The organism is Streptomyces sp. CAI-85 (assembly GCF_013363615.1).
Lineage (GTDB): Bacteria > Actinomycetota > Actinomycetes > Streptomycetales > Streptomycetaceae > Streptomyces > Streptomyces antibioticus_B.
Genome location: NZ_JAANNX010000026.1, coordinates 1 through 14,656 on the forward strand (window position 1 = coordinate 1; position 14,656 = coordinate 14,656).

The window sequence follows — 14,656 nt, forward strand, 5'->3', positions numbered from 1 at the left end:
CAAGACTCGTCATACCAACACAACGACTCTCCTCGCCAAAGGAAACGTCGTCTTAGGGCGTTCGGGGAAGATCGACACCGTCGCGGGTGGCGGTCGGGGGTGGGCATGCGTGGACGCGGGGGAAAGCCGCGTACGATCCGCAGGTGGCGGCGACAGCGCGCTGGTGAGTTGCTGCGGACATGCTCACGGACGTGCGATCAAAACCACCAGACACAGGGGGCCGAAGACGTCCCCTGATCGCCTTGTTTCTGCCACGATTCCGAGTGGACGGGGCTCGGAGCGCACAGCTCTCCCCGCCCGCGACCTCCGCCGGGGGGACCCCCAACCGGCACGCCTATGACCAGTGGGAGAGTCACGGTGTACTTCGCCGCACTGCTCGCGCGCACCGAAGACGGGTGGGAAGCGAGCGACACAGAGCTCGACGATGTGGAAACCCTGTCGGATCTCGCCGACCTGGCCCGGGAGTCCTCCGGCGAAGACGACGACACGGTCCTCGTCTTCATCGAACAGGAGGACTCGTGGTTCGGCATCGTCCGTGTGGACGGTGAGGAGGACCCGCGCGTCTACGTCTCCGACGCCGCTGCCGCCAATCGCAGCTCGTACGGCGAGCTGCTGCTCACCGACGAACTGCTCGGAAGGGACCCGGGTGACGACGACCTGGACGCCCTCGACCTCGACGGCACCGAGGACGGTGAGGAGGAGGACGCCGGGGACGACGGAGCCGAAGGCGCCGCCGCCTCGGCGGACGCGGTGCCGCACGGCCCGGTCGGCGACCCCCGCATCCTCGACGACCTCGGCTTCGGCGAGAAGGAGCTGAGAGCGCTGTCCAGCGACGCCCTCAGTGAGATCGCCGAGGCCCTGGGCGCCTCCGAGGTCCTGGAGACCGTCCGCTGACCGCTGCACCCGCGCCGCCGGACCCGGTGCGCGACCCCTGGCGGGCCGCGATGCGGCTCGCCCTGGACGAGGCCCGGCTGGCCGTCCTCGGCGGGGACGTCCCGGTCGGCGCCGTCGTGCTGGCCGCGGACGGCACCACCGTCCTCGCGGCCGGCCACAACGAACGCGAGGCCGGCGGCGATCCGACGGCCCATGCGGAGGTGCTCGCGATCCGGCGGGCCGCCGCACGGCTCGGCGAGTGGCGGCTGACCGGCTGCACACTCGTCGTGACGCTCGAACCGTGCACGATGTGCGCGGGCGCGCTCGTCCAGTCCCGGGTGGACCGCGTCGTCTACGGCGCCCGGGACGAGAAGGCGGGCGCGGCCGGCTCCCTCTGGGACGTCGTCCGCGACCGGCGCCTCAACCACCGCCCGGAAGTGATCGAGGGCGTGCTCCCCGACGAGTGCGCCGACCTGCTCACCGAGTTCTTCCGCACCCGCTGACAACCGATTTCGAGGCACGGCCCCCCGTGCTGTAAGGTCTCCCTCGGTAGCGTGTCCGAGCGGCCGAAGGAGCTCGCCTCGAAAGCGAGTGTGGCGCAAGTCACCGAGGGTTCAAATCCCTCCGCTACCGCTGTTGGACGAAGGGTCCGGTTCGATGAGCCGGACCCTTCGCGCGTCTCCGGCTCACTTCCGGTCTGCCGTCAGTTGTCGAGCGGCTTGACGCCCCGGCCGGCCCACGGGCCATCGCCCAGGGCATTGAGCGGGTCCAGATCGCGATGGTGCGGTCGGTCGATGCCACCATGACATTGTCGCGCAGGCCGGTCCGCAGCTCACCGCCGCGGCTGCCTTCGTCGTTGGCCTTGGAGGCGGCCGCCGGCCGTGACCCGGTCGGGCCGGTGGCGGCGGCCGGTCGCGTCAGTGAGGGCAACCAGGGGTCCCATGTGTTCGTCAGCCGGCCGGTCACGCTCCAGTGAACGGGTCAAGATTGTGTGGGTAAGTGCTCCCGAGTCCGGCAACCACGACCGCGCAGCACAAACGGCCTAGTCCCGCCCGCTCATGCCTGGCTGATTCGGGAACAGACCCTTGCAGTCATCGAAGCTGATCACAGCATTTCATTCTTGGGCGAATTCTGCTCGCAACGCTGCCTGTCGTTGAGAGGCTCGTCTTCCTTCGAGAAGGCAGCGATGACAGAGCACACGACAACCACGGCGAGGATGATGATCAAAGCTTTCCGATACGTCATCTGCCCGAATCCACCACCGATCACGGTGCGCCGACCCGAGGCTGCGCCATAGGCAGAGGATCCGGCAGCACGCTGCCGGCCTGCGGGAAGACGTGACGGCGACTTGGATCTGGGACGCAGTTCGGCCTTCGGATGCCGTGCCCTGCGCGGCCGATCAGGGAGCCACCAAGGGGTCAATCCCGCTGGCACCGCCAGGAGGGGCGCGCTGCCACCCAGCCGGCGGACGGTTGATGTACTCCTCACTCCATCCGACAGCACTGATAGCATTGATAGCGTGACGAGGGAGGCGCCGTGGCAACTCTGACAATCCGAGGACTCGACGACGCGATCCACGCGCGGCTGCGCGTGCAGGCAGCGCGGCACGGACGGTCGATGGAGGCCGAGGTTCGTGCGATTCTCAGCGAGCAGCTCGCGCCTGACAGTTCCTCCCGTCCGTTGGGAACTCGCATCCGCGAGCGATTCGCCGGGCTCGGCGGAGCGGAGTTGGAGCTGCCCGCTCGGCAGGATGCGCCACGCTCGGCGGTCTTCGAATGATCATCCTTGACACCAATATCCTGTCGGAGCTGGTGAAGCCCGCTCCGGAGCAGCGGGTCGTCGAGTGGCTCGACAGCCTCGCACCCGATGAGGTCGTGACGACTGCGGTGACGGCTGCAGAGCTGTGGTACGGGGTGCGTCGGCTGCCGGACGGCAAGCGCAAGTCGGAGCTTGCCGACGGCATCGATGCGATGTTGTTCGAGGATCTCGGCGGGCGTATCGAGGTGTTCGATGCGGCTGCGGCCACTCGATACGCCGACATCGTGCTGGTCCGGGAGAGCCTCGGCCGGCCCATCGCCGCCGCTGACGCACAGATCGCTGCGATCTGCGCCCGGCACAAAGCGACACTGGCGACCAGGAACATCAAGGATTTCGAGGGCACCGGCATCACACTCGTGAATCCCTGGGACGACGCACCAGCCAGCCACGACTGACAGTGCCAGGGCCCCGGGGCACGGCTCTCCGGCAGTCGGGCCGACGCGGCCTGCACGAAGCACACCAATGCTTCATACGAAGGGCCCGGTCCACTGGATCGGGCCCTTCGTCGTGTGCGCGCGTTCTTCATCGTTTTCCGATGATCCGACAGTTACACTCACGCCCGGCAACAGGGGGCCCGAGCGGGCACATTCAGGGGAGGCCAGGTGGCGGTGAACGCCAAAAAGATCGCCGTCTACGTACTCGTGGTCTTCGTGCTGTACGTGATCATCACGGACCCCGCCAAGGCCGCGGACTACGTCCAGATAGGCTTCCAGGGCATATCGGACGCCGCCAAGGCCATCGGCGACTTCTTCACCTGGCTCGCCGACGGGGCGCAGTAGGACGCACGGGAGTTCCCATGATCCGCCACCTGGTCCTCTTCAAGCTGAACGAGGGCGTCGAACGCGACGATCCCCGGGTCGTGGAGGGCGAAGCGGCCTTCCGTGCCCTCGGTGACACCATCGGGGAGCTGCGCTTCTGGGAGCTGGGCTGGAACGTCAGCGACCGCACCGTCGCCTACGACTTCGCGATCAACTCGGCGGTCGAGGACGGCGACGCCCTGAAGCGGTACCTCGAACACCCGGCCCACCAGGCCGGTGTCGCGCTGTGGCGGGAGTTCGCCACCTGGGTGGTCGCGGACTACGAGTTCTAGCCCGCGCCGCCGCCGGACACCTGGAGCCCCTCGCCGTGACGGCGGGGGGTTTTCGCGTCCCTGACCGCCCAACTTGTCCCTCAACACGGCGTTATGGGGTGCTTGCACACAGTGCACATGTCTTGTGATGCTATGACCGCTTTTGACGGATGATTGACCGATGAAGAGGTGGCGTTGACCGTGTCGGCCAGTACTGCGCCGCCTCAGGAAGAGGCACCCGCCCAGGCTCCCGGTCAGGCGCCGGCCCCGACCGAGGCCCCGACCGTGGTTCCGACCACGGTTCCGGCCACGGCCCAGACGCCGGGCCAGGCGCCCGCCCCGGCCCCGGAGCGGCGCCGCGGGGCCGACACCCGGGCGCTGACCCAGGTGCTCTTCGCCGAACTCAAGGAACTCCAGCCGGGCACACCGGAGCACCACCGCGTGCGCGGGGCGCTGATCGAGGCCAACCTCCCGCTCGTGCGCTACGCCGCCGCCCGCTTCCGCTCCCGCAACGAGCCCATGGAGGACGTCGTCCAGGTCGGCACCATCGGCCTGATCAACGCGATCGACCGCTTCGACCCGGACCGGGGCGTGCAGTTCCCCACCTTCGCGATGCCGACCGTCGTCGGCGAGATCAAGCGGTACTTCCGCGACAACGTCCGCACGGTCCACGTCCCGCGCCGCCTCCACGAGCTGTGGGTGCAGGTCAACAGCGCCACCGAGGACCTGACGACGGCCTTCGGCCGCACCCCCACCACCGCCGAGATCGCCGAACGGCTGCGGATCACCGAGGACGAGGTGCTCTCCTGCATCGAGGCCGGCCGCTCGTACCACGCGACGTCCCTGGAGGCCGCCCAGGAGGGCGACGGGCTGCCGGGCCTGCTGGACCGCCTCGGCTACGAGGACCCGGCCCTGGACGGCGTGGAACACCGCGACCTGGTCCGCCACCTCCTCGTCCAACTCCCCGAGCGCGAGCAGCGCATCCTGCTGCTCCGCTACTACAGCAACCTCACCCAGTCGCAGATCAGCGCGGAGCTCGGCGTCTCCCAGATGCATGTCTCCCGGCTCCTCGCCCGCAGCTTCCAGCGCCTGCGCTCGGCCAACCGCATCGAGGCGTAGGCGGTCGGGCGACCGGATCGGGGTGAGGCGACCCGCCCGTCCGTCGATTTCACCGTGTCGGCCCGAGGCACAGGCCGATGCACCGGCGCACAGGTGGGGCGCACGCACAGGGCGCACGGCTCTGGTCACGTCACCCGATGGTGGATCGCAAGCACGAGCGAGAGATCACCGTCGAGAGCGAATCACACAACCCGTCACTTCCCGACACAACTGCGCTGAAAAACCGTCACACCCCCTCTTTCCAGGGCTGATTCGTCACGGTGATGTCGACATGTCACTACAGCGTGTTGCCGACATGTGACATTCTTCCGGAAGCGCGTTTGCCAGAGCTTCGGCTCCGGTATTCAGGTGAAGGCTGACGTTCTCCTCGACGGGACCGTTCGCCGCGACCGTCCCGCGACCCAAAGGGGGTGGCATGTCCGCAGACCAGGGCAGCTCGAAGGTGCTCACGCTCACGAAGAGCGAGTCCGCGCCCGCCGAGCCCGACGTGCTCGACGACGTCACGGCCCTCGAGGCCGCGCCGGCTCCGGCTCTCCCGGCCACGGGGGCCATCGACACCCGCACCCTGTCCCGCTCCCTGTTCCTGCGACTGGCCGCCCTCGACGAGGACAGCCCCGAGCGGGTCTATGTCCGAGACACCCTCATCGAACTGAACCTCCCCCTCGTGCGCTACGCGGCGGCCCGCTTCCGCTCGCGCAACGAGCCGATGGAGGACATCGTCCAGGTCGGCACCATCGGCCTGATCAAGGCGATCGACCGCTTCGACTGCGAACGCGGCGTGGAGTTCCCGACGTTCGCGATGCCGACGGTCGTGGGCGAGATCAAGCGGTTCTTCCGCGACACCTCCTGGTCGGTCCGCGTCCCGCGCCGCCTCCAGGAGCTGCGGCTCGCCCTCACCAAGGCCAGCGACGAGCTGTCCCAGAAGCTGGACCGCTCCCCGACGGTGGCCGAACTGGCCGCGGTCCTGGGCGTGTCCGAGGAGGACGTGGTCGACGGCCTCGCCGTCGGCAACGCGTACACGGCCTCCTCGCTGGACTCCCCGGCCCCCGAGGACGACGGCGGCGAGGGCTCCCTGGCCGACCGCCTCGGCTACGAGGACACCGCGCTGGAGGGCGTGGAGTACCGCGAGTCGCTGAAGCCGCTGCTGGCCAAGCTGCCGCCCCGTGAGCGCCGCATCATCATGCTGCGCTTCTTCGCCAACATGACCCAGTCGCAGATCGGCGAGGAGGTCGGCATCTCCCAGATGCACGTCTCCCGGCTGCTCACCCGGACCCTGGCCCAGCTCCGGGACGGACTCATCGCCGACTGACCGCCGATCCGGCCGGCGGGGCACCGGGACTTCCTTCTTGACGGTCCGTCAGTGACACTGACGCGATGCCGAAGCCCTCGGAGCACCAGCCTTCGGAACGAGCGGACCGGACACGGCCCCGTGGCCGTCGAGGCGCCCTGTGGGGCGCGTCGGCGGCCGCCGTCGTGTGTGCGGGGGTCGTGCTGGGCGGCTGCGGGGGAGACGGCGGCCCGGGCGGCGGTTTCGCGGCGGTCGGCCCGGCCGGGGGCGGCGCCACGACCGGCATGGACGCGGCCCCGACGGGAGGGGTGCGGTTCATCCCGCTGGACGGCCCGCCGTCCAACTCCCCCACCGGAGAGGGCAGTCCGCGACCGGCCGGCTCCTCGGCCGCACCCGCCGTTCCCGGCCCTACGACGGCTCCTGCCGCACCCTCGGGCACTCCGGCACCCTCGGTACCGCCCAGGACCGAACCGGGGCCCGCACAGAGCCCCGTACCGCCCCGGCCGTCGGCACCGGCACCGACCCCGGACCCGGCCGCACTGACCACCGGCACCCCGGTGCGGGCGGCCACCGATCTGCGCTGGTGCGAGGACGTGACCCTCGACTTCCACAACTCCGGTGGTACGGCGGTGCGTTCGGGCACCGTCGTGTTCGGCACGCATGTGATCGGCGCGCTCGGGATCGACTGGGCCACGGTCGACTCGACCGTGCCCCTGCCCACGCCGATCGCCCCCGGGACCCGGAAGCGGCGGACGTGGACGGTGTGCGTCGACTCCTGGCGCGTGCCGCTGGGCATGCACGTCGAGACGCGGGACGTGTCCGTCCGGTGGGAGTGAGCGCCGGCGGCCGGGCCGCCGGCGTCGGTGTTACGCGAGCGCCAGCCAGGCGACCGCGACGACGATCAGCACCGCGGCGGCGACGCCGACGATGAGACCGACCCGGGGACCGGCCGGCGCGGGGGCCTGACGGGAGGCCTGGGGCGCGCCCTCGTCGACGAACGCGCGGAACATCTGGGTGCTGCCTGCGGGGTCGTGGTTGCCCTGGGGGCCCTGGTTGTTCGCCATGGGCCGAGACACTAGCGAAAACGGCCGTGCCGACCCAAGCGGGGGTGGGCATTGCCCTCGCAATACTTGCCTTTGCCAACTTTTTGCGGCGCTCTCCCCGTTTTATTTGCCTGTAGCAACCAAACGAGGTCTATGGTTGCCCTAAGCAACGATAAACGGGAGGTGTGGTGGCCGGGCAGACGCAGTACGAGGAGCTGATCCGTCAGTTCAGCGCCTTCGGCGCCGTGAAACGGGAGCTGGGACGGATCATGCCGCCCGAGTGCCCCGGCGGCTCCGCGGCCGTGCTGACGCTGCTCCACCAGCACGGCGCCATGCGCATCAGCAATCTCTCCGAGCTGCTCGCCGTCGATCTGTCGGTCACCAGCCGCCATGTCGCCCATGTCGCCGAGCGCGGCTGGATCGAGCGGTCGCCCGACCCCGCCGACAAGCGTTCCCGCATCCTGCGTCTGACCCCCTCGGGGCGCGCGCAGCTCGACGAACTCTCCCGGCGCACCACCCGCATGCTCGCCGAGCGCCTCGCCGACTGGACCGACGACGACGTCGTCCAGCTCACCCGGCTGATGGCCCGGCTCAGAGCGGGCTTCGACGACTGCCGCGGGACACCGCACCGGCCGCCGGCACCCCCGTCGACCGTCGCTTCCGAAGAACCGACCACCCGTACACCCGCGACCACATAAGAGAAGGAAACCCATGGCAACGACCACACCAGCCGGTGTGCGGGCCCATGCCAGGCACGGGGGCGGCTCCGAGCACGGCCCCATGACCCACCGGCAGATCATGGAGGCGCTCTCCGGGCTGCTGCTCGGGATGTTCGTGGCGATCCTGTCGTCCACGATCGTCTCGAACGCCCTCCCGGAGATCATCGGCGACCTCGGCGGCGGCCAGTCCGCCTACACCTGGGTTGTCACCTCCACCCTGCTGGCGATGACCGCGGCCACCCCGCTGTGGGGCAAGCTCGCCGACCTCTACAACAAGAAGGCGCTCGTCCAGCTCGCCCTCGTCATCTACGTACTGGGCTCGATGGCGGCCGGGCTGTCGCAGAACGCCGGCATGCTGATCGCCTGCCGTGTCGTGCAGGGCATCGGCGTCGGCGGACTGTCCGCCCTCGCGCAGATCGTGATGGCGGCGATGATCTCCCCGCGCGAGCGCGGCCGTTACTCCGGCTACCTCGGCGCGACCTTCGCCGTGGCCACCGTCGGCGGCCCGCTGCTCGGCGGGGTCATCACCGACACCGACTGGCTGGGCTGGCGCTGGTGCTTCTACGTCGGCGTGCCCTTCGCGGTGATCGCGCTGATCGTGCTCCAGAAGACCCTGCACCTGCCCGTCGTGAAGCGGGACGTGAAGGTCGACTGGGCCGGCGCGTTCTTCATCTCGGCGGCGGTCTCGCTGCTGCTGGTCTGGGTCACCTTCGCCGGTGACAAGTACGACTGGCTGTCCTGGCAGACGTACACGATGGTCGCCGGGTCCGTCGTCCTCGCGCTGGTCTTCGTGCTCGTCGAGTCGAGGGCCGCCGAGCCGATCATCCCGCTGCGGCTGTTCCGCAACCGCACCATCACGCTGTCCTCGGTCGCCTCGATGTTCGTGGGCGTCGCGATGTTCTCCGGCACGGTGTTCTTCGCGCAGTACTTCCAGCTCGCCCGGGACGAGTCCCCGACCATGTCCGGCGTGCTGACCATCCCGATGATCGGCGGACTGTTCGTCTCCTCCACCGTCTCCGGGCAGCTCATCACCCGCACGGGCAAGTGGAAGGCGTGGCTGGTCGGCGGTGGTGTGCTGGTCACCGCGGGCCTCGGTCTGCTGGGCACGATCCGCTACGACACGCCGTACTGGAAGACCGCCGTCTTCATGGCGCTGCTCGGGCTCGGCGTCGGCATGATGATGCAGAACCTGGTGCTGTCCACGCAGAACCAGGTCGACCCCTCCGACCTCGGCTCGGCCAGCTCCACGGTCACCTTCTTCCGCTCCCTCGGCGGTGCGATCGGCGTCTCCGCGCTGGGCGCCGTGATGGCGAACCGGATCACCGACTACGCCCGGGACGGCATCGCGGGACTCGGCCCGAAGTACGCCTCCCTCGCCTCCGGCTCCGGCGCCTCCAGCGAGATCCCGGACATGGACAAGCTGCCCGCGCCGCTGCGCACGGTCATGGAGAGCGCGTACGGCCACGGCATCGCGGACGTCTTCCTGATCGCCGCCGTGATGGCGCTGCTCGCCTTCCTGATCACCCTGTTCATCAAGGAGGTCCCGCTGCGGACGGCGGGCGCGATGGCCCAGGCGGCGGAGGAGCCGGTGACGGCCGAGCCCGCTGCCGACGCCCCGGTCGAGGCCACCGCCGCGGTGTCCGCGCCCGCCGCCGAGGCCGGTACGGGCATCTGGGTCCACGGTCATGTCCGTGGCGCGGAGGACGCTCCCGTCCCGGAAGCCGCCGTCACCCTGATCTCCCCGGCCGGCCGCCAGCTCGGCCGCTCGGTCGCCCGGCCCGACGGCGCCTACACGCTGGACGCGCCCGGGGCGGGGTCGTACGTCCTGATCGCCTCCGCGGACGGGTTCCGGCCGCACGCGTCCACGATCGTGGTGAACGGCGAACCGGTCGCCCACGACGTCCTGCTCAGCGGGACCGGCGGGCTGGACGGGACCGTCCTGGCCGACGGGTCCGGCGACGCCGTCAAGGACGCCCTGGTGGTGGTCACCGACGCGCGCGGCGAGGTGCTGGCCACCGGGACCACCGGTGAGCGGGGCGAGTTCGGCTTCGCGGAGCTGGTGCCGGGTGCCGTGACGGTCGCGGTCGACGCACCCGGCTTCCGGCCGCGCGCGCTCCCCGTGGAGATCGGCGCGACCGGCGCGACCCGGGTGGAGGTCGCCCTGGAGGCGGGCGCCCGGCTCCGGGGTGTCGTACGGGCGCCGCACGGTCCGCTGGCCGACGCGCGGGTGACGCTCGTGGACGCGGCGGGCGACGTGGTCCGCACGGCGACGACGGGTCCGGACGGGGCGTACTCCTTCGCCGACCTGGACGCCGGCGCGTACACGGTGACCGCGAGCGGCTGTCCGCCGGTGACCACCGCGCTGACCGTAGCCGGGGACGGGACGGACGGGCACGACATCGAACTGGCCCATCCGGAGGTTCCGGAGGTGTAGCGGTTCGCCGGGCGGGGAGCGACGGGAAACGGGCGGGTGGCGGGGTGCTGTGGGCGCCCCGCCACCCGCCCGCCCGTCTCCGCCAGCCCCCGGGGCGGAACCCGCCTACGCTGGCCCCATGGCACCGAACATCGCGACCAACACCTCCGTCACACTCGCCGAGTTGCTGGACTTCGTCCGTCCCCGGCACCGCGCGATCCTGCTGACCCGGCGGGGCGACGGCGGCCCCCAGGGGTCACCGCTGACCTGCGGGGTCGACGACTCGGGCCGGATCGTCGTCTCCACCTACCCGGAGCGCGCCAAGACCCGCAACGCCAGGCGTGACGAGCGGGTCAGCGTCCTCGTGCTGAGCGACGAGTGGGACGGGCCGTGGGTCCAGATCGACGGGACGGCCGAGGTGATCGACTCCCCCGACTCCGTGGAGCCCCTCGTGGAGTACTACCGGAACATCGCGGGCGAGCATCCCGACTGGGACGAGTACCGGGCCGCGATGGTCAAGCAGGGCAAGTCGATCATCCGTGTCACACCGGAGCGGTGGGGGCCGGTGGCGACCGGGGGCTTCCCGGCGCGGCTGGCGCAGGACTGAGGGTCCTGAGGGTCCCGGGGGAACAGTGCCAGGCGCGCCGGGGTGGGCCCGCGTCAGCCGCTCGTCTGCTGGGTCAGGTCGTAGAAGGTGGCCGAACCCACCGTCACCTCCTTGAAGTTCTCCTGGACCCAGGTGCTGATCTGGGAGGACGTGCCGTCGCTGCCGCCCATGCCGCCTCCGGTGCCGCTGGAGATGAAGTAGTGGATCCTGCCCTCGGCCACGTACTCCTTGAACTGGGCCAACGTCGGTGACGGGTCGGTGCCGTTGAAGCCGCCGATCGCCATCACGGGCTCGCCGGTGGAGAGTTGGTAGCTCGCGGCGTTCTGCGAGCCGATCGCGGCGGCGGCCCAGGTGTAGTCGTCGGCGTCGGTGGTCAGCAGCTTCTTGGCCTCGGTGGAGACATCGGCGCCGTTCAGCAGGCCGCCCATGCCACCGCCGCCTCCGCCGCCCATGCCTCCGGTGCCTTCACCGAGCTGTCCACCGGGACCGGTCTGCTGGCCCTGGCCCTGATTCTGGCCTTGTCCCTGGCCCTGGTTCTGGCCCGGCATGCCGCCGCCCGGGAAGCCGTTGCCGCCGCCCTGCTGGTTCTGGCCCTGGCCCTGCTGGCCGCCGAAGCCGCCCGGCATGCCACCGCCGCCTCCGCCACCGGGGCCGCCGCCGCCCGGACGTCCGCCGCCCATCATGGACGCGCCCGACGGGCCCGCCGTCACGATGGAACCGCTGTGGCCCTCCTGGAGCGTGCTGATCGTGTACGCCGTCGGACCGGCCAGCGCGGCCGCCAGGCCGAGCGAGGCCGCCGCGAGGGCGAGGGTGCGCGTGATCCGGCCCGCGAAGATCAGGCCGAGCGCGGCGACCAGACCGCCGACCAGGACCAGCCACTTCAGCCAGGGCAGGTAGTCGGGGGTGCGGTTGAGCAGGACGTACGACCAGGAGGCCGCCGCGACGACCGAGGCCGCGAGGCCGATCGAGGCCCACAGCTCGGACCGCCGCTCCCAGAGCAGGCCGGCGCCCATGCCGATCACCGCCGCCAGATAGGGGGCGAGGGCCACGGTGTAGTACTGGTGGAAGATGCCCGCCATGTAGCTGAAGACGACCATGGTGATCAGCAGCGAGCCGCCCCACACCAGCAGCAGCCCGCGGGTGGCCGAGGTGCGGCCGTACTTCCGGGTCGCCACCAGTCCGGCGATCAGCAGGACCAGCGCGGCCGGCAGCAGCCAGGAGATCTGGCCGCCGATCTCGGAGTTGAACATCCGGTCCCAGCCGGTCTCGCCCCACTGCCCGGTGTTCCCACCGCCGCCGCCCCCGCCGACGCTGCCGGTCTCCTCGCCGTTGAGGCGGCCGAGACCGTTGTAGCCGAAGGTCAGTTCCAGGAAGGAGTTGTTCTGGGAGCCGCCGATGTAGGGGCGGGAGGAGGCGGGCCACAGCTCGACGATCGCGACCCACCAGCCGCCGGCCACGATCAGCGCGCCGGTGGCGGCCGCGAGCTGGCCGAGGCGCTTCCTGACCGGCACCGGCGCGCAGACCGCGTAGACGATCGCGAGCGGCGGCAGGATCAGGAACGCCTGGAGCGTCTTGGCGAGGAAGGCGAAACCGATCGCGACCCCGGCCCACAGCAGCCACCTGGTCCGGCCGTCCTCCACCGCGCGGGCGACGAAGTAGCAGGCCACGGCCATCAGCAGGGCCAGCATCGCGTCCGGGTTGTTGAACCGGAACATCAGCGCGGCGACCGGGGTGAGCGCGAGCACGCCGCCCGCGATCAGACCGGCCGCGGGGCTGAACCTGCGGCGCACGGAGGCGTAGACGACGGCGACCGTGCCGACGCCCATCAGCACCTCGGGGACGAGGATCGCCCATGAGTTCAGGCCGAACAGCCGTACCGACAGGGCCATCGGCCACAGCGAGGCCGGGGGCTTGTCGACGGTGATCGCGTTGCCCGCGTCCAGCGAGCCGAAGAAGAGGGCCTTCCAGGACTGGCTGCCGGCCTGGACGGCCGCGGAGTAGAAGGAGTTGGCGTAGCCGGAGGCGCTCAGGTTGTACAGGTAGAGCAGGAGGGTGGCGGCGAGCAGGGCGAGGAAGGCCGGGCGGACCCAGCGGGGGTCCTCGGGCCGGCCGCGCCACAGTCTGCGGTGCGGGGGCTGCTTCGGCTCACCCGGTGCGGGGGCCGGGGCGGCCGGCGGGGCGGGCGCCGCTTCCGGGGGCTGGTTCGTCGTCGGGTCGAGCTGGGTGGTCATCGGGCGTCCCCCGGGTCGGTGTCGTGGGGACGCACCGGCGACAGGCGCAGGGTGGCGTCCCTCCAGGTGCCGTCGAAGGCGCGGCTGTCGTGGGTGCCGTTCGCGCCGTACGCCTTCGTGGCAAAGGTCATGTGGTCGTGGGCCGGGCCGTCCTGGGCCGGGCCGTCGTAAGCCGTGCCGCTGTGAGCCGTGCCGCTGTGAGCCGTGCCGTCGTACGTCGTCGGCTCCCGTCGGTCCGGGAACACCCAGGCCCGGAAGAGCAGGAAGCGCAGGACGGTCGCCGCGAGGTTGGCCGCGATCAGGACGGCGAGTTCGGTGGAGTGCGCGGGGTCGGAGTTCGCGGCGTCGAGCGCGGCGAGCGAGCCGCTGGTCAGCGCCAGGCCGATGCCGAAGACGACCAGCCCCTGCGCCTGGTGCCGGACGGCACCGCTGCGGCCGCGCACCCCGAAGGTCAGTCTCCGGTTGGCGGCGGTGTTGGCGACCGCCGAGACCAGCAGCGCCAGCGCGTTCGCGGTCTGCGAGCCGGCGAACAGCCGGAAGCCGCTGTAGAGCAGCAGGTAGAACAGGGTGGAGAGGGCGCCGACGACACAGAAGCCGACGAGCTGACGGGCCAGTCCGCCGGGTACGTCCGTGAGGTCCCGGTCGCGCGGGTCGTCGCCGAACGGCCTGGTCAGCCGGTCCAGCGGCAGCGAACCGGTGGCCAGCGCCCGGCCCACGCGCCACACGCCCCGCAGATCGTCGGTCGCCGTCTTCACGATGTGCACGGTGGAGTCCGGGTCGTCGACCCAGTCGACCGGCACCTCGTGGATGCGCAGTCCCGCCCGCTCGGCGAGCACCAGCATCTCGGTGTCGAAGAACCAGCCGGTGTCCTCCACCAGCGGCAGCAGCACCTGCGCCACATCGCGCCGGATCGCCTTGAAGCCGCACTGCGCGTCGGAGAAGCGGGCCTGGAGCGAGCCGCGCAGGATGAGGTTGTAGGCCCGGCTGATGAACTCCCGCTTCGGCCCGCGCACCACCCGGGAGCTACGGGCGAGCCGGGAGCCGATCGCCAGGTCGGAGTGGCCGGAGATGAGCGGGGCCACCAGCGGGAGCAGCGCGTTGAGGTCGGTGGACAGGTCCACGTCCATGTACGCGAGGACCGGGGCGTCGGAGGCGGACCAGACGGTCCGCAGCGCCCGGCCGCGGCCCTTCTGCTCCAGCCGGAAGGACGTCACCTCCGGGATCCGGTCCGCCAGCCGCCGCGCCACCATCGGGGTGGCGTCCGTGGAGGCGTTGTCCGCGATCGTGATGCGGAAGGGGTACGGGAACGTACGCGCCAGGTGGTCGTGGAGTCTGCGCACGCACGGCTGGAGGTCCTTCTCCTCGTTGTAGACGGGGATCACTACGTCCAGGACAGGCGTACCGGCTGTGGCGGCCGGGAGGTGCTCCCGCGCCGGCAGGGTGCCGGGAGAAGAGTCGGTTCGCATGACAACGACT

At 70.8% G+C, this 14,656-nt stretch carries 15 protein-coding genes and 1 tRNA gene; 13 read left to right on the forward strand and 3 right to left on the reverse strand.

What is annotated here, in order from left to right; all coding sequences use genetic code 11:
- Positions 1 to 357: 357 nt before the first annotated feature.
- The 10 genes from G6W55_RS24160 to G6W55_RS24205 all read left to right on the forward strand — a co-directional run bounded on the left by G6W55_RS24160 (position 358) and on the right by G6W55_RS24205 (position 7,003).
- Positions 358 to 894 (forward strand): hypothetical protein, encoded by a 537-nt coding sequence (locus tag G6W55_RS24160; RefSeq protein ID WP_175523003.1) that lies wholly within the window; start codon positions 358 to 360, stop codon positions 892 to 894.
- 50 nt (positions 895 to 944) lie between these two features.
- Positions 945 to 1,376: a tRNA adenosine(34) deaminase TadA gene (tadA, locus tag G6W55_RS24165; RefSeq protein WP_244368614.1), complete on the forward strand. Its 432-nt coding sequence runs from the start codon at positions 945 to 947 to the stop codon at positions 1,374 to 1,376.
- A 45-nt stretch (positions 1,377 to 1,421) separates the two neighbouring features.
- Positions 1,422 to 1,506: transfer RNA gene (locus G6W55_RS24170), tRNA-Ser, on the forward strand.
- A gap of 903 nt (positions 1,507 to 2,409) precedes the next feature.
- Complete coding sequence (locus G6W55_RS24175; protein WP_078634068.1) at positions 2,410 to 2,652, forward strand: plasmid stabilization protein; 243 nt, start codon at positions 2,410 to 2,412, stop codon at positions 2,650 to 2,652.
- Positions 2,649 to 3,086: a type II toxin-antitoxin system VapC family toxin gene (locus G6W55_RS24180; protein WP_175522941.1), complete on the forward strand. Its 438-nt coding sequence runs from the start codon at positions 2,649 to 2,651 to the stop codon at positions 3,084 to 3,086. Before G6W55_RS24175 ends, G6W55_RS24180 begins: the two co-directional genes overlap by 4 nt.
- A 213-nt stretch (positions 3,087 to 3,299) precedes the next feature.
- Entirely contained in the window at positions 3,300 to 3,470 is a 171-nt protein-coding gene (locus tag G6W55_RS24185) for a hypothetical protein (protein ID WP_167797113.1), read from the forward strand.
- A 17-nt stretch (positions 3,471 to 3,487) separates the two neighbouring features.
- Complete coding sequence (locus G6W55_RS24190; RefSeq protein ID WP_175522942.1) at positions 3,488 to 3,781, forward strand: Dabb family protein; 294 nt, start codon at positions 3,488 to 3,490, stop codon at positions 3,779 to 3,781.
- Between the two features lie 168 nt (positions 3,782 to 3,949).
- Positions 3,950 to 4,879: a SigB/SigF/SigG family RNA polymerase sigma factor gene (locus G6W55_RS24195; protein ID WP_375372468.1), complete on the forward strand. Its 930-nt coding sequence runs from the start codon at positions 3,950 to 3,952 to the stop codon at positions 4,877 to 4,879.
- 415 nt (positions 4,880 to 5,294) lie between these two features.
- Complete coding sequence (locus G6W55_RS24200) at positions 5,295 to 6,188, forward strand: RNA polymerase sigma factor SigF (protein WP_030798356.1); 894 nt, start codon at positions 5,295 to 5,297, stop codon at positions 6,186 to 6,188.
- 65 nt (positions 6,189 to 6,253) lie between these two features.
- Positions 6,254 to 7,003, forward strand: coding sequence for a hypothetical protein (locus tag G6W55_RS24205; protein ID WP_175522943.1), 750 nt, complete (start codon positions 6,254 to 6,256; stop codon positions 7,001 to 7,003).
- A gap of 30 nt (positions 7,004 to 7,033) precedes the next feature.
- On the opposite strand, the gene G6W55_RS24210 is transcribed toward G6W55_RS24205, so the two are convergent.
- Positions 7,034 to 7,231: a hypothetical protein gene (locus G6W55_RS24210; RefSeq protein ID WP_085211443.1), complete on the reverse strand. Its 198-nt coding sequence runs from the start codon at positions 7,229 to 7,231 to the stop codon at positions 7,034 to 7,036.
- 167 nt (positions 7,232 to 7,398) lie between these two features.
- On the opposite strand from G6W55_RS24210, the gene G6W55_RS24215 reads away from it, so the two are divergent.
- The 3 genes from G6W55_RS24215 (at position 7,399) to G6W55_RS24225 (ending at position 10,949) form a co-directional block, all read left to right on the forward strand.
- Positions 7,399 to 7,908 (forward strand): MarR family winged helix-turn-helix transcriptional regulator, encoded by a 510-nt coding sequence (locus tag G6W55_RS24215; protein WP_175522944.1) that lies wholly within the window; start codon positions 7,399 to 7,401, stop codon positions 7,906 to 7,908.
- Positions 7,909 to 7,921: 13 nt separating this feature from the next.
- The gene (locus tag G6W55_RS24220) at positions 7,922 to 10,363 is read left to right on the forward strand and encodes an MFS transporter (protein ID WP_175522945.1); all 2,442 of its coding nucleotides are present in this window, start codon (positions 7,922 to 7,924) and stop codon (positions 10,361 to 10,363) included.
- A gap of 118 nt (positions 10,364 to 10,481) precedes the next feature.
- Entirely contained in the window at positions 10,482 to 10,949 is a 468-nt protein-coding gene (locus G6W55_RS24225) for a PPOX class F420-dependent oxidoreductase (protein WP_175522946.1), read from the forward strand.
- Positions 10,950 to 11,002: 53 nt separating this feature from the next.
- Here G6W55_RS24225 and G6W55_RS24230 read toward each other — a convergent pair whose 3' ends face one another.
- Both G6W55_RS24230 and G6W55_RS24235 read right to left on the reverse strand, forming a co-directional pair.
- The gene (locus G6W55_RS24230) at positions 11,003 to 13,180 is read right to left on the reverse strand and encodes a glycosyltransferase family 39 protein (protein ID WP_175522947.1); all 2,178 of its coding nucleotides are present in this window, start codon (positions 13,178 to 13,180) and stop codon (positions 11,003 to 11,005) included.
- Positions 13,177 to 14,646, reverse strand: a complete 1,470-nt coding sequence (locus G6W55_RS24235; protein ID WP_175522948.1) for a bifunctional glycosyltransferase family 2/GtrA family protein — start codon at positions 14,644 to 14,646, stop codon at positions 13,177 to 13,179. Before G6W55_RS24235 ends, G6W55_RS24230 begins: the two co-directional genes overlap by 4 nt.
- Positions 14,647 to 14,656 lie beyond the last annotated feature (10 nt).